We start from the raw sequence: 14971 nt of genomic DNA, 5'->3' as shown, positions 1-14971 counted from the left end.
CGACACATGCCGAACAACGCAATGGATCGTGGACGCCCTCACTGCACAAAACTGCACGGTGGGCACACAAGGCCGACATGACACACTCGACCTCACTTTTATGTCGCTCCTGCGCTGACTTCTTATTCGTATTGGCTTCAGCTACTTGAGTGACATGAATTCTTCTTGATACGTCGGCGACGCCGGACGTGAACCGGGCTGACCCGGCCACTGCGGCCTTCCTCATCCTGCGCCAACGGGCGGCGCATCTGCCGTGGAGACAGTCTAGCCGGTCGTCGAGCGACTGACCGGGGACACCCGAGGAAAGCCGAAGAACACTGTTCGGTCATGCTGCGACCGTGGATTCGGCGCGCATTTTTGCACAGAAAAAGAATCGGTTCAGCAGAATAATCCGACCAAGACGCTTGGACACTCCCCATCCGCCCGGCAGCCGCCAGCGACAGATGGCAAAAGGCCCTGCCCGATTGCTGGCAGACCAGCAGGCGATCAGCACGGCACTGCTGCAACAGGCGCATACAGCAAAGCGCCAACCCCCATCATTCAGGACCCCGGGCCCGGCCACGCGAGCGCCGAACGGGTGGCATGGTTTCTGCGTTATCGCCCCTGGCCCGATCCGGGCCCTGCCGATTAACCACCGAGGCCTTGCATGAAACACTCCCCGCTCACCCTGGCGATCAGCGCCGGACTGCTGATCACCCCCTGGCTGGCGGGCAACGCCCACGCCGCCAACGTCGACCCCCAGCGCCTGCAGGTGCTGGAGCAGGACATTCAGAAAGCCACGCCGCAACTGATCGAGCTGCGCCATGACATCCACCAGCACCCGGAGCTGGGCAACCGTGAAGTGCGCACCGCCAAGCGGGTGGCCGAGCGCCTGCGCCAGTTGGGCCTGGAGGTACAGACCGAGGTCGGGCACACCGGCGTGGTCGGCGTGCTGCGCGGTGGCAAGCCGGGGCCGGTGGTGGCAATCCGTTCCGAGTTGGACGCACTGCCGGTTACCGAGCAGACCGGCCTGCCCTACGCCTCCCGCGTAACCCAGGCCTACAGCGGCAACGACTTCAGCCAAGCGGGGAAAACCGTCGGTGTAATGCACGCCTGTGGCCACGACGCGCACATCGCCATTGTGCTGGGGGTGGCCGAGGTGCTGGCCGCGCACAAAGACAGCCTGCCGGGCACGGTGAAGTTCATTTTCCAGCCGGCCGAGGAAGGCGTACCCGTGGGGGAAACCGGTGGCGCGCGGCTGATGATCGAGCAAGGCGTGCTGGCCAACCCGGCCCCCGAGGCGATCTTCGGCCTGCACGTCGGCCCGGGCGTGTCCGGCAGCCTGTCGGTGAGTCGGCAACGCACCACCGCGGCCTCGGACAATTTTGTCGCCACCATCAAGGGTGAACAGACCCACGGTGCGTTCCCCTGGGCCGGGATCGACCCCTTCCCCCTGGCCGCGCAGATCATCCTCGGCTGGCAGACCATTGCCAGCCGCCAGATGAACCTGGTAGCCCTGCCGGCGCCAGTGATTTCCGTGGGCAAGATCGACGCCGGGGTCCGCAGCAACATCATCCCCGCCGAGGTGCGCCTGGAAGGCACCCTGAGAACCCTCAGCGACGCCCAGCGCGACGATGTGGTCGCCCGCCTGCAACGCACCGCCAGCAAGATCGCGGAAAGCGCCGGGGCCAGCGCCACGGTAGAGATCCTGCCCGGCAGCTACCCGGCCGGCTACAACAACACCGACCTGGTGGATAAGCTGTTGCCGGAGCTGCAAGCCTCGTCCAAGGGGCCGGTGAGCCTCGGCACCGGGGTCTATGCGGCGGACGATTTTGCCGAATATTCGCGACGCATTCCGGCGCTGTTCTTCGGCCTGGGCGTCACCCCCGAAGGCACGGACCCGGCCAAGGCCTGGCCCAACCATTCCCCCAAATTCCTGGTGGATGACCAGGCCGTGCCCGTGGGCGTACGCGCCTTGTCGCGGGTAACCCTGACCTACCTGGCGAACAACGGCTACAAGTAGCCCCGAGCAGACCGACGTACCGCACAACAGGGGCGGTACGCACGGCCTGGCATGATCAGAAGTGCGTGGTCACGCTCATGCCATAGGTCCGTCGATCGCCCCGGGCATCCCAGGCAATGTCGAAGGGCAGCGGCACCGAGTCGGTCTTGTATTGCTTGTCGGTGAGGTTGTTGACGTAGGCGGTCAAGTCCAGATCCTGCTGCCCGCCGAAGTGGTAGGTGGCGCTGGCATTGCCCAGGGTGTAGCCGCCCTGGGACACGCTGTGATCCTCCTGCGCGGTCGGCAGGAAGAAAATCCGGCTCTGGTAGCGCCAGTCAGTGCCGAAGTTGAGGCTGTCACCGCCTTGCAGGGGCACCCGGTACGCCGCGCCGACCGCCAGGGTGCGTGCCGGTGAACGGGCGATGCGGTTGCCGGAGTAATCCACGCCGCCGGAGACAAAGTCCTGCAACTCGGTGTGCAACAGGCCAAGGGAGGCGTTCAGGTGCAGGTTGGCCAAGGGCAGCGCCTCCAGTTCGAACTCCGCACCGCGAATCACCCCCTGGCCGCTGTTGGTCAAGAGTGAGACCACCTGGCCGTTACGCACCGAGACGGCGTTCACCTGGATGTCCGAGTAGTCGTAGTAAAAGACGTTGGCGTTGGCCGTCAGGCGCTCATCGAACCACTCGCTCTTGATCCCCAGTTCGTAGGCATCGACGTTCTCCGGCGCCACCACCGTGGCCTCGGCCTGGACCTGGGCGCCGCCGCTGAAACCGCCGGAGCGAAAGCCCTTGGCGTAGCGGAAATACACCCGCGCGTTGTCATTGAGCTGGTACTCGGGGGTGAAGTCGTAGGTGAGTTTGTTCCAGGTGCGTTTTTCATCCTGGACCACGGTGGTCGCCAGGGACCCGGTGTAATTTTTCCACCAGTCACCGCTGCCGCCGAACGACACATCCGCCGCGCTCGGCGCTGCCACCCGCCGCAGGTCGATGTCCTTGGTTTCGCGGGTCCAGCGCAGCCCGGCGGTCAGGCTCAGGTTGTCGCTGGCCCGCCAGGTGCTGCTGCCGAACAGCGCGACGCTGTCGGTGCTTTGATCGATGCGGGTCTGGCCGTAATCGGCCACGCCGAACGCCTGGTTGTAGGCGGTGGGCAACAAGGCACTGCTGGACTGGCTGTCCAGTTGCTCATGGAACAAGTGGGTGCCAACGATCCAACTCACGTCCTGGTCCTTGGACGATGACAGGCGCAGCTCCTGGGAGACCTGTTGCCAGTGATCGTCGGAATAGGAGCGGCCGAACTCATAGATGCTCATGTTCGGTCCCTGGGCCCGCTCCGTGACATTGTCGAAGGCGGTGATCGAATCCAGATGCAAGTTCCCCAGGTCCCACTTCAAGGCCAGTTGCAGGCCGTAATGCTCGATCAAGTCCTGAGCCTTGCCGGTGAACGCCGCTTCGTCAGTGTCCGGTTTGGGGGCGGGGCCGAACAACGTGCTGCCACCCGGCCCGGCGCCCCAAGCCCGGGTGGCGATGCCTTGGCCCTTGTAGTCACGGCCATGCAATTGCAGGGTGGCCTGCAGGTCGTCGTTGATCTTGGCCAGCAGTTGCAGGCGCACCGCCTGGTCGTGGAGATCACCTACCGTGTGCCCGTCCACCTGGTTCTTCAATTGACCGTCGCTGCTCTGGTCGATGAAGGCCACACGGGCGGCCAGGCGATCCTCCACCAGCGGCGCGCCATAGGCCCCTTCGTAAATCCGCGAGTTGTAGTTGCCGGCGTCCACCTTGAAATACCCATCGGCGCTGTCCAGGGTCGGCTTTCGCGAGACGAAGTTGATGGCGCCACCGGTGGTGTTCTTGCCCCACAGGGTGCCCTGGGGGCCGCGCAAGATCTCCACCCGCTCCATGTCATACAGCGGGAAACCGGTGGCCACATGGGGATCGATGTACACGTCATCGGTGTAGATGCCCACGGGGTAGACCGTGGTCGAGGCCATGTCGCCGGAGCCCATGCCACGGATGTACCAGCGCGGACGCTGATGCCCGGCGAACTCCGGGGCGATGGCATTGGGCACATTTCTCAAGGCCTTGCCGGCGCTGAAGCCGCCGCCGGTATTGACGATGTCGTCGGCACTGACCGCCGACACGGCGGCCGGCACATCCTGCACCGACTCTTCGCGCTTCTGCGCGGTCACCGTCACAGTGGGCAAGGCGTCGCTGCTGGCAGCCTGTTCCGGGGGCGCCTCTGCCGCCTGGGCCTGCAAGGTGATCAGGCTGGCAATGACCCAGGCCAGTTTATTAAGGGGAAGGTGGGGAGACATCAGGTTGGATTCCTCAGGCCGGCGCGAAGTGCGCTGTACCGGCCCCGGTGCAACGTCCACGCCAAAAATCCAGGTCCTTGATTTACAAGATATTTAGTCTGTTTTCCCACCTCGACCAGGCCGTACTTGCTGCACAGGCAGCAAGGCAACAACAGCCGTTGCTGCCCATCGAGCAAGCATCCTCTCGAGCACCTATACCCGGCGTCGACCAATGATTCCGGGGCTCTGGTTAGCTGCAACGCACACTTGCGTGTAAGCACAGCGAGCATTTTTTGCCAAGTTATTTAGTTTCTGATTTTTTTCATTTGGGGCCCTTCCAGTAATGATTCTTACTACGAGAATGGATATTCTCCCCTGCAGCGGGCGCCCAACTCGCTTCAGTGGAGAAGGAACGTCCGCTTATGGAAACGCAGTATCTGCTGCGTGACCGACTCAATTTAATCTAAGGATCAGATTAATTATGGTGAAGTCTTCAAAGACCGCGTCTTGCAAAATCGCCGGTGGCCTTCTCGGTTCACTCCTGCTTGCCAGCGTCCCTGCACATGCCGCCGATATCTGGCTGGATGTAGCAACCACAGGCTGGGCCACGCAGAACGGCGGCACCAAAGGCGGCTCCCGCGCCGCGGCTAACAACATCTACACCGTTAAAAACGCCGCTGAACTGAAAACCGCCCTGGCGGCTTCGGTAGGCACCAACGGCCGCATCATCAAGATCACCGGGATCATCGACGTCAGTGAAGGCAAGGCCTACACCAACACCGCGGACATGAAAAAACGCGGCCGTCTGGACATCCCCGGCAAGACCACCATCGTGGGCACCAGCAGCACTGCAGAGATCCGCGAGGGTTTCTTCTATGCCAAGGAAAACGACGTAATCATCCGTAACCTGACCATCGAGAACCCGTGGGATCCGGAGCCTATCTGGGATGCCAACGACGGCAGCGCCGGTAACTGGAACTCGGAATACGACGGCCTGACCATCGAAGGCGCCAACAACGTCTGGGTCGACCATGTCACCTTCACCGACGGCCGCCGCACCGATGATCAGAACGGCACCGCCAACGGGCGTCCGAAGCAGCACCACGACGGTGCCCTGGACGTGAAGAACGGCGCCAACTACGTGACCATTTCGTACACGGCGTTCAAGTCCCACGAGAAGAACAACCTGATCGGCTCCAGCGACAGCCGGACCACCGATGATGGCAAGCTCAAGGTCACCATCCATAACAGCTTGTTTGAAAACATCTCCGCCCGTGCGCCGCGCGTACGTTTCGGCCAGGTGCACCTGTACAACAACTACCACGTGGGCAGCACCAGCCATAAGGTCTACCCGTTCTCCTACGCCCACGGCGTGGGCAAGAGCTCGAAGATCTTCTCCGAGAAAAACGCGTTCGAGATCAGCGGCATCAGCGGCTGTGACAAGATCGCCGGCGATTACGGTGGCAGCGTTTACCGTGACAGCGGTTCGACCCTCAACGGCAGCGCGTTGAGCTGCTCCTGGAGTTCGAGCATCGGCTGGACCCCGCCTTACAGCTACAGCCCATTGGCAGCCGACAAAGTCGCTGCTGACGTCAAGGCCAAGGCCGGCGCCGGCAAGATCTGATCTAGCCGCGTAACACCGTAAAAACCAAAGCCCTCGGAAACGAGGGCTTTGTCGTTGTAGGAGCCGGCTTGCTGGCGATGGCGTCCTCGAAATCGCTATCGCTGGCAAGCCAGCTCCTACACAGGGTGGGGCGTCCGTGGCGGCATTCCCACGCTCTGCGTCACCTGCTCGATGGCACGGCCAACACAATCCTCCTGTAGGAGCCGGCTTGCCGGCGATGGGGCCCTTGAAATCGCTATCGCTGGCAAGCCAGCGCCTACACAGGGTGGGGTTTGGCGGAGCGTCCGTGAAAGATCTAGGTCACCAGTTGGTTGATTTCGATGATCGGCAACAGCACGGCCATGACGATCACCAGCACCACTCCCCCCATGACCACGATCATCAGGGGTTCGAGCAAGGCGGTCATGCCCATGGCGCGGCGTTCGATGTCGCGGGACAGGGTCAGCGCGGCGCGTTCGAGCATCGGCGGCAAGGAGCCGGTCTTTTCGCCGCTGGCAATCAGGTGAATCAGCAACGGCGGGAACACTTTCTCCACTCGTAACGCCGCCGCTAGGTTGGCGCCTTCGCGGACCTTGGCCGTGGCATCGCTGACGCTCTGGCTCAGGCGGTCGTTGGACAGGGTCTGGCGCGCCGCTTCCAGAGCGCGCAACAGCGGCACCCCGGCCCCACCGAGGATGGCCAGGGTCGAAGCGAAACGCGCGGTGTTCAGGCCGAGGACGAAGCGCCCGATCAAGGGCAGGCGCAACACCCGGCTGTGCCAGCGCAAGCGCGCCTGGGGGTTGCGCAGGTAAAGGCGCCAGCCCCACAACCCGGTGACCAGCCCGGCAAAACACAGCGCGCCCCAGGCCCGGACAAAGTCACTGGCATTGAGCATGGCCAGGGTCAGCCCAGGCAGGTCCTGGCGCGCCTGGGAAAAGGCACTGACCACCTGGGGCACCACGTAACTGAGGAGGAAGATCACGATGCCGATCGACACCAGCCCGACCACCCCGGGGTAGATAAAGGCGGTCAGGATCTTGCCCCGCAGGTTGTTGCGCTCTTCGATGTAGTCCGCCAGGCGCTCCATGACCTGCGCCAGGTCACCGGACTCTTCGCCGGCGGCAATCAGCGCCCGGTAGATTTCCGGAAAGTCCCGGGGCCGTGCCGCCAGGGCATCGGCCAGGCGCAAGCCACTGCGTACATCGGCGCGCACCGCGCTCAGGGTCTGGGCAATGTGTTTGCGCTCGGCCTGCTCCACCGTGGCACTCAAGGCCGCTTCCAGCGGCAGGCTGGCTCCCAGCAGACTGGCCAACTGGCGAGTGGCCCAGGCCAGGTCGTTGTCCGAGAGCCTGGGGCTGAACAAGCCTCCCGCACCACTGGCGCCCTGATTGCTGTCCAGTTGCACCTGCAAGGCGGTCAAGCCGCGGCTGCGCAGGTTGGCGAAGGCCGCCCGTTGGCTCTCGGCCTCAAGGTGGCCGGACTCGACCTTGCCCTGGGCATTGGCAGCTTCGTAGCGATAGCGATTCATCAGGCGTCCCGTGTCACACGGAGGATTTCTTCCGGCGCGGTGGCACCGCTGCGCACCCAGCGCTCGCCGTCCTCACGCATGCTCAACATCCCCACCTTGCGCGCCGCCGCTCGCAGCGCCTGCTCGTCAGCGCCCTGGTGGATCAGGCTGCGAATATCATCGTCGATGCAGAACAATTCATGGATCCCGGTGCGCCCGCTGTAACCGGTCTGGTTACACACCGTGCAGCCCACCGGGCGCCAGGTGCCGGGCACCGCCAAGTCTTCCTGTTTGCAGTGCGGGCACAGACGCCGCACCAGGCGCTGGGCCAGCACGCCGAGCATGGACGAGGCCAGGAGAAACGGCTCCACGCCCATGTCGATCAAGCGGTTGACCGCCGACACCGCGTCGTTGGTGTGCAGCGTCGCCAGCACCAGGTGCCCGGTCAGGGACGCTTGCACAGCGATCTGCGCTGTCTCCAGGTCACGGATTTCACCGATCATGATGATGTCCGGATCCTGACGCAGGATGGCGCGCAAGGCCAGGGCAAAGGTCATGTCGATCTTGGCGTTCACCTGGATCTGGCTGATGCCCGGCAAGTCGTATTCCACCGGGTCTTCGACGGTGAGGATATTGCTGGTGCTGGCATCGAGGCGGGCCAGGGCCGCATACAGACTGGTGGTCTTGCCGCTGCCGGTGGGCCCGGTGACCAGGACAATGCCGTGGGGCTGGCGGATCAGCCCATCGAGCCGGGCCAGCACTTGGGCGTCCATGCCCAGGGTCTCCAATTGCAAACGCCCGGCCTGTTTGTCGAGCAGGCGCATCACCACCCGTTCGCCATGGCCGGTGGGCACCGTCGACACCCGGATATCAATGGGCCGCCCGGCCACCCGCAGGGCAATGCGACCGTCCTGGGGCAGGCGTTTTTCCGCAATGTCCAACTGGGCCATGATCTTGATCCGCGACACCAGGGCCGCGTGCAACGCCTTGCGCGGCGACACCACGTCACGCAGGGTGCCATCGACCCGGTAGCGCACCACCGAATGGCTTTCATAGGGTTCGATATGAATATCGCTGGCCTCGTCCCGCGCCGCCTGGGTCAGCAAGGCGTTGATCATGCGGATCACCGGCGCACCGTCCTGGGTGTCCAGCAGGTCGGTGATCTCCGGGATGTCTTGCATCAACCGGTCGAGGTCGACCTCGTTCTCAGCCGCGCCCACCACGGCGGCGGCACTGCCGGTGTCGGCGTAGGCGCTGTTGAGCAACCCTTCGAGCTGCTCCTCGCGGATCGACTCCAGGCGCGTCGGGCCGAACTGGCGCCGCACCTCGTTGATCGCCCAGCCCGGTGTCGACGGGCACACCAACAACAGCGTGCCCTGTTCGTCACTGCGCAACAGCACACGCTGGGCCTTGGCCCAGGCGTAAGGCAACTGGGTCACGGGTGCACCTCTGGGATGAAGGGAAGTGGCAAGGGCGGCGGACCCTCGATGTCGCTATCAGCACAACGCCGGATCCCTAGGCCATTCATTGCACCGGCACCGCGCGAATCGTCGCCCGCAACCCCGGTACGGGCGCCGGTGCAGAAGCCGCCCCAGGAATCGCCTTCTCCACCGATGGCAATTGCGGCGCCTGCATATCCGGCATGGCCCAACTGCGCTCGGGCTGCAACTGCCCCTGGGACCGCCGCATGAAGTCATAGCGATTGAGGGTAATGGCGCGCCCTGCCCCACTGTCACGAATGATGTAAGGCCGCAAAAACACCATCAGGTTGGTCTTGGTGATCTGCCGCTTCTCATTGCGAAACAGCGCGCCGATCCCGGGAATGCTCGACAGCCACGACACCGCATCATTGCTCTGGCTGTAACCGTCCTGCAGCAAACCACCGAGCACCATGATCTGGCCGTCATCGAGCAAAATACTGGTGTCGATCGCCCGTTTGTTGGTCACCGTGCCAGCGTCCACCGAGGCCCGCACATCCACGCTGCTGACCTCCTGGTAGATGTCCAGCTTGACCGTACCGCCCTCGGAAATCTGCGGCCGCACATTGAGCTTGAGCCCCACCTCTTCGCGCTGCACCGTCTGGAACGGGTTGTTGCTGGTGCCGCCCCCGCCCGTGACATAACTGCCGGTGACAAAGGGAATGGTCTGGCCGACAAAAATGCTCGCTGCCTCGTTGTCCAGGGTCAGCAGGTTCGGGGTCGACAACACATTGGTTCCGCCCTTGCTCTTCAAGGCCCGGGCCAGGACCTTGAGGTCCAGCACTTCACCGACGCCCGGGATGGTCACGGTGCCCTTGACCACACCAAGGTTCAGGCCCTGGGGCAACACATCGATCGCGGTGCTGCTGGCCGGGGTACTGACCAGGCCGCTGCCCCCCAGGTTGACGCCGCCGAAGCCGCCGCTGCCACCCAGGTTGCCGGCCTGCCATTGCACGCCGAACTCACTGGCATCGTCTTCGCCGACCTCGACGATCAGGCTCTCGATGACCACCTGGGCCCGGCGCTGGTCCAGTTGGTCGATGACTTCGCGCAGGTTGCGGTACAGCGGCTCCGGTGCGGAAATCAGCAAGGTATTGGTGGTGGCGTCGGCCTGGATCGTGACCCCGCCGGCCGTGAACGCGGTGTTCTGGTTCGCCGATGCCTGGGCACTGCTGGCGCTGGCTTGCCCGTAACTGCTGCTGGCACTGCCGTCGACGCTGCCGGAGCTGCTGGAACTGGAGCTGGAACTGCTGCTCTGGCCACTGCTCTGACTGCCGCCGACGCTGCCGCCCATGCTGCTGAGCATGGCCCGGGCACCGTCGCTGGTGCCGCTGTCGCTTTCGCCGGTCAGCAGCCCGCGCAGGGCCTGGGCCAGCTTGCCGGCCTGGGCGTTGCGCAGGTAGACCACGTGCAGGTTGCTGGGGTTGCTCTGGGCGTTGTCCAGCTTGTAGATCAGGTTGCGCGCCAGCTCGGTGCGCTCCGGGCTGCCGGCGCGAATGATGATGGCGTTGGAACGCGGGTCGCCGACCAGGCTGATTTTTTGCGTCGGGTCGCTGCCCTGGGTATCCAGCAGCTCGGCCACCATGCTCGCGATGTCCACAGCGATGCCGTTTTCCACGGTCACCACGTCGGTGTCGATGGCGCTGGGGGTGTCGATGCCTTCGATGATCTGCGCCACCCGTTGCAGGTTTTCCGCGTAGTCAGTGACCACGATGGTGTTGTTGCCCGGGTAGGCGTTGATCGGGTTGTTGGGCGAAACGATGGGCCGCAGCACCGGAATCAGGTTCACCGCGTTTTCGTATTGCAGGCGAAAGGTCCGGGTCAGCATGCCATTGCCCCCCGGCTTGTCGGCGCTGTAGATCGGGCCGGCGAGAAGCTTGGCATCGGCTTCGGGCACCACCTGGGCGACCCCGCCCACATCCACCACGCTGAAACCTTGCATGCGCAGGGCCGCCAGCAGCATCTCGTAGGCCTGGTAGGCCGGGACCGGGCCTTCGCTGACCAGGGTCAGGTTGCCCTTGACCCGCGGGTCCACCAGGAACTGTTGCCCGGTGGCGCGGGACAAAGCGCGGATCACTGCCTGGATATCGACTTCGAGAAAATTCAATTGCACCGGCTGATCGCCCAGCGGCGAACGCGTGCCGGCGCCGCCCCGCCCCGCCGTGCCTCGGGCACTGGCGGTGACCGGGTGCTGCACCCGTGGCCGCGACTCTTGTCGGGGTTGCAGGCGCTGGCGATCCACTAGGGCGTCACCGCCACGCCGGGTATCGGCCAGGGGTTGGCCCAGCTCGCTGTCCACCAGCAAGGGCGGCGTGGCGGAGGGACTGGTGCTGCAGGCACCCAGTGCCAGCAACAGGATCGGCGCGGCCTTGCGACACTGACGCAGATAATTGGAACCTTGCCACTTCATGAAGCTTCCTTAGCGTTCAGCGTGTGATCCATACGAACCGTCCCGGACAGCGTGCCTGCCGAGTCCTGGGTGTCAGCGCCGGCGGCGCGTTGCAGTTGCGCCTGCACCACCCGCAGCGAAAACTGCCGGGGCCAGCCCAGCAACCAACCGACCACGGCATCGGCCGGGGCCTGGGTAAAACTCAACTGCCATGTCGCCGGGTCGGCCGCCTGCAACTGGTAATGGTCCTTGAGCCCGGCCTCGTCCAGGGTGCGACGCAAGGCCTGCTCCAAGTCCTCGCCCTGGGCCTGGCCGGCACCGCTCTGCTCCTGTAGCAGCGCGTCCAGGGCCTGGGCTTGGGAGCGCAACTTGGGGGTCTCGGCCTGCCAGTGATCGATGGTCTGCAAGGCCGGCTGCACCCAGAGTAAACCGACCGCCAAGCCCAGCAACAACGTCATGCTGGCGCCCAGCAAGCGCTGTTCACGCAACGACAAGCCGCGCCAAGCCACCCGGGCCTGCTGCAGCAGGTCGCGGCAGCGTTGTCGATACAGGGCCAGGAGTGGCTTATTCATCGTCGTCCTCCGGGCGGGTGTCCGTGTCACTGGCCGGCGCTTCAGCCGCCAGGCGCAAGGTCCAGTTGTCCGCCTCACGGCTGGCGTCCACTCCGGCCTGGGCCAGGGCGGCTTGCCAGGTGGCATCGGCCGGGGCATTGGCGGCGTCGGCCAGCAGCGTCAGGTGCAACTGGCCCTGGTCGTAGTCCAGACGCTGCACATTGCCCACCATAAACGGCATGGCCGCACCGGCCTGCTGCACCAGGGCGGCAAAGGCATCCTGAGGATCAGCCTGCGCCCCGCTCTGCCGGGCTTCCAGTTGCTGACGGGCCTGCTGCAAAGGGTTGAGGATCACCGGCAGTTCCGGAAAGGCCTGCTTGACCCGTTGGCTCATGTGCGCCTTGAGTTGCTGGCCTTCGGCAGCCTCACGGGCGGCATACAGGTTGAGGCCGAGGGTCCACACCGCCAGCGCCAGGGCGCAGCAAACCAACGCCCGCCCCCAGCCCGGCGCCGACTGCGGGGCCTGGGCAACACCGCCGTGCAGCCCCCAGGCCGGCCGCGCCCCGCTCCAGCGCTGCTGCGCCGGTAGGGCCTGGTCCACCGACGGCGGCGCGCCGTCACCGATCCATGACCAGCCCAGGCCGTCGTTCAACAAGGTTTCCAGCGGCTGACCAAGCAAAGGTTGTACGGCCGCTTGCCCAAGGTTGTGACGCAGCAGCAAGTGCCCCTCCCATACACAGGCACTGACCTGGCCCGGCGGCGGCACCGGCAACACATAAGGCGCCGGGTACAGGCCGCGCAGTTTCAGGCGGGCCTCAGCCAACAGGCCACCCAACGCCTGCAGGCTGGATGTGCCGAGCCAGGCCAGGTGCACCTGGCCGCTGGCCTCTCGCGGGCTGTGGGCCACGTGCATCTGCTGCGGCTGGCCGAGGATCAGTGCATCAGCGGCGCAGGCCACGGCCAACTTCAACCGCGACGCCGACAAGGGCGGCAGTTCGATGCTGGCCAACAGGCTGTCCTGGGGGTGGAGAAAGCATTCCAACGCCGGGGTTTTAGCGCCCTGGCCCAACTGCGCCAGGGTGCACTGGCCAGTGGCGCTGACCTGGCCGTTGCGGTCCAGACGAGCGTATTCACAGGCACTGTCCAGGCTCAGGCTGTGCAGCGGCGGCAAGGCCAGCAGTACCCGGCTCATACGCCCACCCGCGACCAGATGACCTGGGGCAGGCGATCTTCCGGACGGTGCAGCAACGCCTGCACGCTTACCCGGCGCCGGTCATGCCGGGCCTGGCCGCGCAGCAGGAACCAGTCGCTGCTGATACCGACATTAAGGCTGTCCACGCTCAACCCGGGAATCTGCAGACGGTTGAGAAAATCCCCACGATTGATAAACCACTGCCCGGCGTCACGCTGCGCCACCAGGGCCTTGGCTTGGGGCAACGACAGCCCGGGCACGGCCACTGTCAGCACTTCAGCGCTGGCGGTGTTGGCATTGAGCCGGGTGTTGCCCGGCAACAGGCTGAGGTACGGGGTCAGGCGGGCCAGGACGGTGTCGTCAAGCCCGTCGATACCGCGCAACTCTTCCAGGCTGCGCAGCATCGGCTGGGTCGCCGGCAGCCATTGCTGGCCGCCATTGGGCGAGGTGTCACGGCCACTGTTGAAGGTTGACGCGCTGCCCGAATGGCCAGGGGGCGTAGGCAGGCGCCGGGGATAAGACGCGATAACCCGCTGGCTGATGCGCTGGCTGATCACCGCATTGACCCCGAGCAAGGCGCACAGGCGTTCGAGGTTGCGCACCTGGCCGCCATCGACTTGCTCTTCGCTGACCAGATTGCGCAGGTTGAACTTGCCTTGCTGATCTTCCAGGCGCCCTGAAAAGCCCCCTTCTTGAGGGTCAAAGGCGGTGGTCTGGATCGGCTGGGCCCAGAGCTGGTCGAGGCGGGTCACGGCGTTCTGCTGGCGGGCCTGCCAAAGCAATTGCCGACTGGCTTCAAGCCCGCCGAGCAAGGCGCCGCTGCCCTGGACCCGGGACTGCTCGGCTTCCAGGGTACGGGTCAGCGCGGCCTGGCGCGTGAGCATGCCGCCGGCGATGACCGCGACCACGGCAGCGATCAGCAAGGCGCCGATGATCGCCATACCACGTTGTTTCGCCGTTGGCGGCGAAGCGATGTTCACGGGCAGCCCTTAGAGCTGCCAGGACCCAATATCAGCGTTCACACCCTCACCGTCCGGCTGCCCATCGGCGCCGAGGGAGAACACATCCACTTCGCCGTTGGCGCCTGGATTGAGGTAGTGGTAAGGACGGCCCCAGGGGTCGTTAGGCAGGCGTTCCAGGTAGGAACGCCATTGGCCGTTCTGGGCATCGGCGGGACGTTCCACCAGCACCTTGAGGCCCTGGTTGAGCTTGGGGTAGGAGCCGTGGTCAAGACGGTAGAGCTTGAGCGCCTGCATCAGGCCGGCGATGTCTTGCTTGGCGGCGGTGGCCCGCGCCTGGTCCGGGCGGTCAAGCACCTTGGGCACCACCATGACCGCGAGAATCCCGAGAATCACCACCACCACCATGATTTCGATCAGGGTGAAACCGCGCTGGCCGCGAGGGCCTCCGGGCAGGGACTTTACACAAGCGATATCCATATCGACTTCCTTGAGTGATTCGTATTCGGCGCGCAGTGTAGCAAAACTACATGGCTGGAAAAGGGAAAATAAACATCCGTTTTTGCTCGCCATCGCGCCCTGTCCCAGTGCTATTCTGCCGACCTGTTTTTGCCGCAAAGAGTCACCCATGGAGCGGTTGCGCAAGGAGCGTGGTTTTACCCTGATCGAGGTGCTGGTGGCCTTGGCAATCGTTGCCGTGGCCATGTCGGCGGCCGTGCGTGTGGCCGGCGTGATGACCCAGAGCAACGGCCTGCTGCGAGACCGCTCCCTGGCCCAGTTGGCCGCGCAGAACCGGCTGGCGGAATTGCGCCTGGAAGAGCGTTTGCGCCCCGGACGCAAAGCCTTCGATTGCGACCAGGGCCCACTCAAGTTGCGTTGCGAGCAAGCCATCAGCCCCAGCGCCGATGAACAGTTGCTGCGGGTCAGCCTGCGGGTCTGGGACCGCAGCCGTGAGGCACCGCCCCTGGCGCGCCTGGACACCCTGCTCAGCCGGCCCCTGGTGCAGCGCCTGTGAAGGTCT

At 64.7% G+C, this 14971-nt stretch carries 11 protein-coding genes; 3 read left to right on the top strand and 8 right to left on the bottom strand.

Annotation, left to right across the window (positions count from 1 at the left end; genetic code table 11):
• Window positions 1-646: 646 nt before the first annotated feature.
• Entirely contained in the window at window positions 647-2002 is a 1356-nt protein-coding gene (locus tag M1B34_RS26350) for an amidohydrolase (protein ID WP_268266662.1), read from the top strand.
• A gap of 55 nt (window positions 2003-2057) precedes the next feature.
• Here M1B34_RS26350 and M1B34_RS26345 read toward each other — a convergent pair whose 3' ends face one another.
• On the bottom strand, window positions 2058-4292 hold the full coding sequence (locus M1B34_RS26345; RefSeq protein WP_268266661.1) for a TonB-dependent receptor: 2235 nt from the start codon (window positions 4290-4292) through the stop codon (window positions 2058-2060).
• 460 nt (window positions 4293-4752) lie between these two features.
• Here M1B34_RS26345 and M1B34_RS26340 point away from each other — a divergent pair, with 460 nt between their 5' ends.
• Window positions 4753-5895: a pectate lyase family protein gene (locus M1B34_RS26340; RefSeq protein WP_268266660.1), complete on the top strand. Its 1143-nt coding sequence runs from the start codon at window positions 4753-4755 to the stop codon at window positions 5893-5895.
• Window positions 5896-6190: 295 nt separating this feature from the next.
• Here M1B34_RS26340 and gspF read toward each other — a convergent pair whose 3' ends face one another.
• From gspF to gspG, 7 genes are all read right to left on the bottom strand, one after another.
• On the bottom strand, window positions 6191-7402 hold the full coding sequence (gene gspF, locus M1B34_RS26335; RefSeq protein ID WP_123333798.1) for a type II secretion system inner membrane protein GspF: 1212 nt from the start codon (window positions 7400-7402) through the stop codon (window positions 6191-6193).
• Window positions 7402-8820: a type II secretion system ATPase GspE gene (gspE, locus tag M1B34_RS26330; protein WP_268266659.1), complete on the bottom strand. Its 1419-nt coding sequence runs from the start codon at window positions 8818-8820 to the stop codon at window positions 7402-7404. Before gspE ends, gspF begins: the two co-directional genes overlap by 1 nt.
• Before the next feature lie 85 nt (window positions 8821-8905).
• Complete coding sequence (gene gspD, locus M1B34_RS26325) at window positions 8906-11269, bottom strand: type II secretion system secretin GspD (protein WP_268266658.1); 2364 nt, start codon at window positions 11267-11269, stop codon at window positions 8906-8908.
• Window positions 11266-11820 carry a type II secretion system protein GspM gene (gene gspM, locus M1B34_RS26320; protein WP_268263912.1) on the bottom strand — a complete coding sequence of 185 codons (555 nt, stop codon included), beginning with the start codon at window positions 11818-11820 and terminating at the stop codon, window positions 11266-11268. Before gspM ends, gspD begins: the two co-directional genes overlap by 4 nt.
• Entirely contained in the window at window positions 11813-12991 is a 1179-nt protein-coding gene (gene gspL, locus M1B34_RS26315) for a type II secretion system protein GspL (protein ID WP_268266657.1), read from the bottom strand. The genes gspM and gspL overlap by 8 nt, the downstream gene beginning before the upstream one ends.
• Entirely contained in the window at window positions 12988-13971 is a 984-nt protein-coding gene (gene gspK / locus M1B34_RS26310; RefSeq protein ID WP_268266656.1) for a type II secretion system minor pseudopilin GspK, read from the bottom strand. Before gspK ends, gspL begins: the two co-directional genes overlap by 4 nt.
• 9 nt (window positions 13972-13980) lie before the next feature.
• A complete protein-coding gene (gene gspG, locus M1B34_RS26305) occupies window positions 13981-14430 on the bottom strand; it encodes a type II secretion system major pseudopilin GspG (protein ID WP_268266655.1) in 450 nt (149 codons plus the stop codon).
• Between the two features lie 148 nt (window positions 14431-14578).
• On the opposite strand from gspG, the gene gspI reads away from it, so the two are divergent.
• The gene (gspI, locus tag M1B34_RS26300) at window positions 14579-14965 is read left to right on the top strand and encodes a type II secretion system minor pseudopilin GspI (RefSeq protein WP_268266654.1); all 387 of its coding nucleotides are present in this window, start codon (window positions 14579-14581) and stop codon (window positions 14963-14965) included.
• The last annotated feature ends 6 nt before the right edge of the window (window positions 14966-14971 follow it).

This window comes from Pseudomonas morbosilactucae (assembly GCF_023241715.1).
Lineage (GTDB): Bacteria > Pseudomonadota > Gammaproteobacteria > Pseudomonadales > Pseudomonadaceae > Aquipseudomonas > Aquipseudomonas morbosilactucae.
This window is presented reverse-complemented; position numbering and strand designations above follow the sequence as displayed.

Excerpts from the sequence above, each read along its gene's own strand:
- M1B34_RS26350 (WP_268266662.1), top strand. The coding sequence starts at position 647 with ATGAAACACTCCCCGCTCACCCTGGCGATCAGCGCCGGACTGCTGATC.
- M1B34_RS26345 (WP_268266661.1), bottom strand. The coding sequence starts at position 4,292 with ATGTCTCCCCACCTTCCCCTTAATAAACTGGCCTGGGTCATTGCCAGC.
- M1B34_RS26340 (WP_268266660.1), top strand. The coding sequence starts at position 4,753 with ATGGTGAAGTCTTCAAAGACCGCGTCTTGCAAAATCGCCGGTGGCCTT.
- gspF (WP_123333798.1), bottom strand. The coding sequence starts at position 7,402 with ATGAATCGCTATCGCTACGAAGCTGCCAATGCCCAGGGCAAGGTCGAG.
- gspD (WP_268266658.1), bottom strand. The coding sequence starts at position 11,269 with ATGAAGTGGCAAGGTTCCAATTATCTGCGTCAGTGTCGCAAGGCCGCG.
- gspM (WP_268263912.1), bottom strand. The coding sequence starts at position 11,820 with ATGAATAAGCCACTCCTGGCCCTGTATCGACAACGCTGCCGCGACCTG.
- gspL (WP_268266657.1), bottom strand. The coding sequence starts at position 12,991 with ATGAGCCGGGTACTGCTGGCCTTGCCGCCGCTGCACAGCCTGAGCCTG.
- gspG (WP_268266655.1), bottom strand. The coding sequence starts at position 14,430 with ATGGATATCGCTTGTGTAAAGTCCCTGCCCGGAGGCCCTCGCGGCCAG.
- gspI (WP_268266654.1), top strand. The coding sequence starts at position 14,579 with ATGGAGCGGTTGCGCAAGGAGCGTGGTTTTACCCTGATCGAGGTGCTG.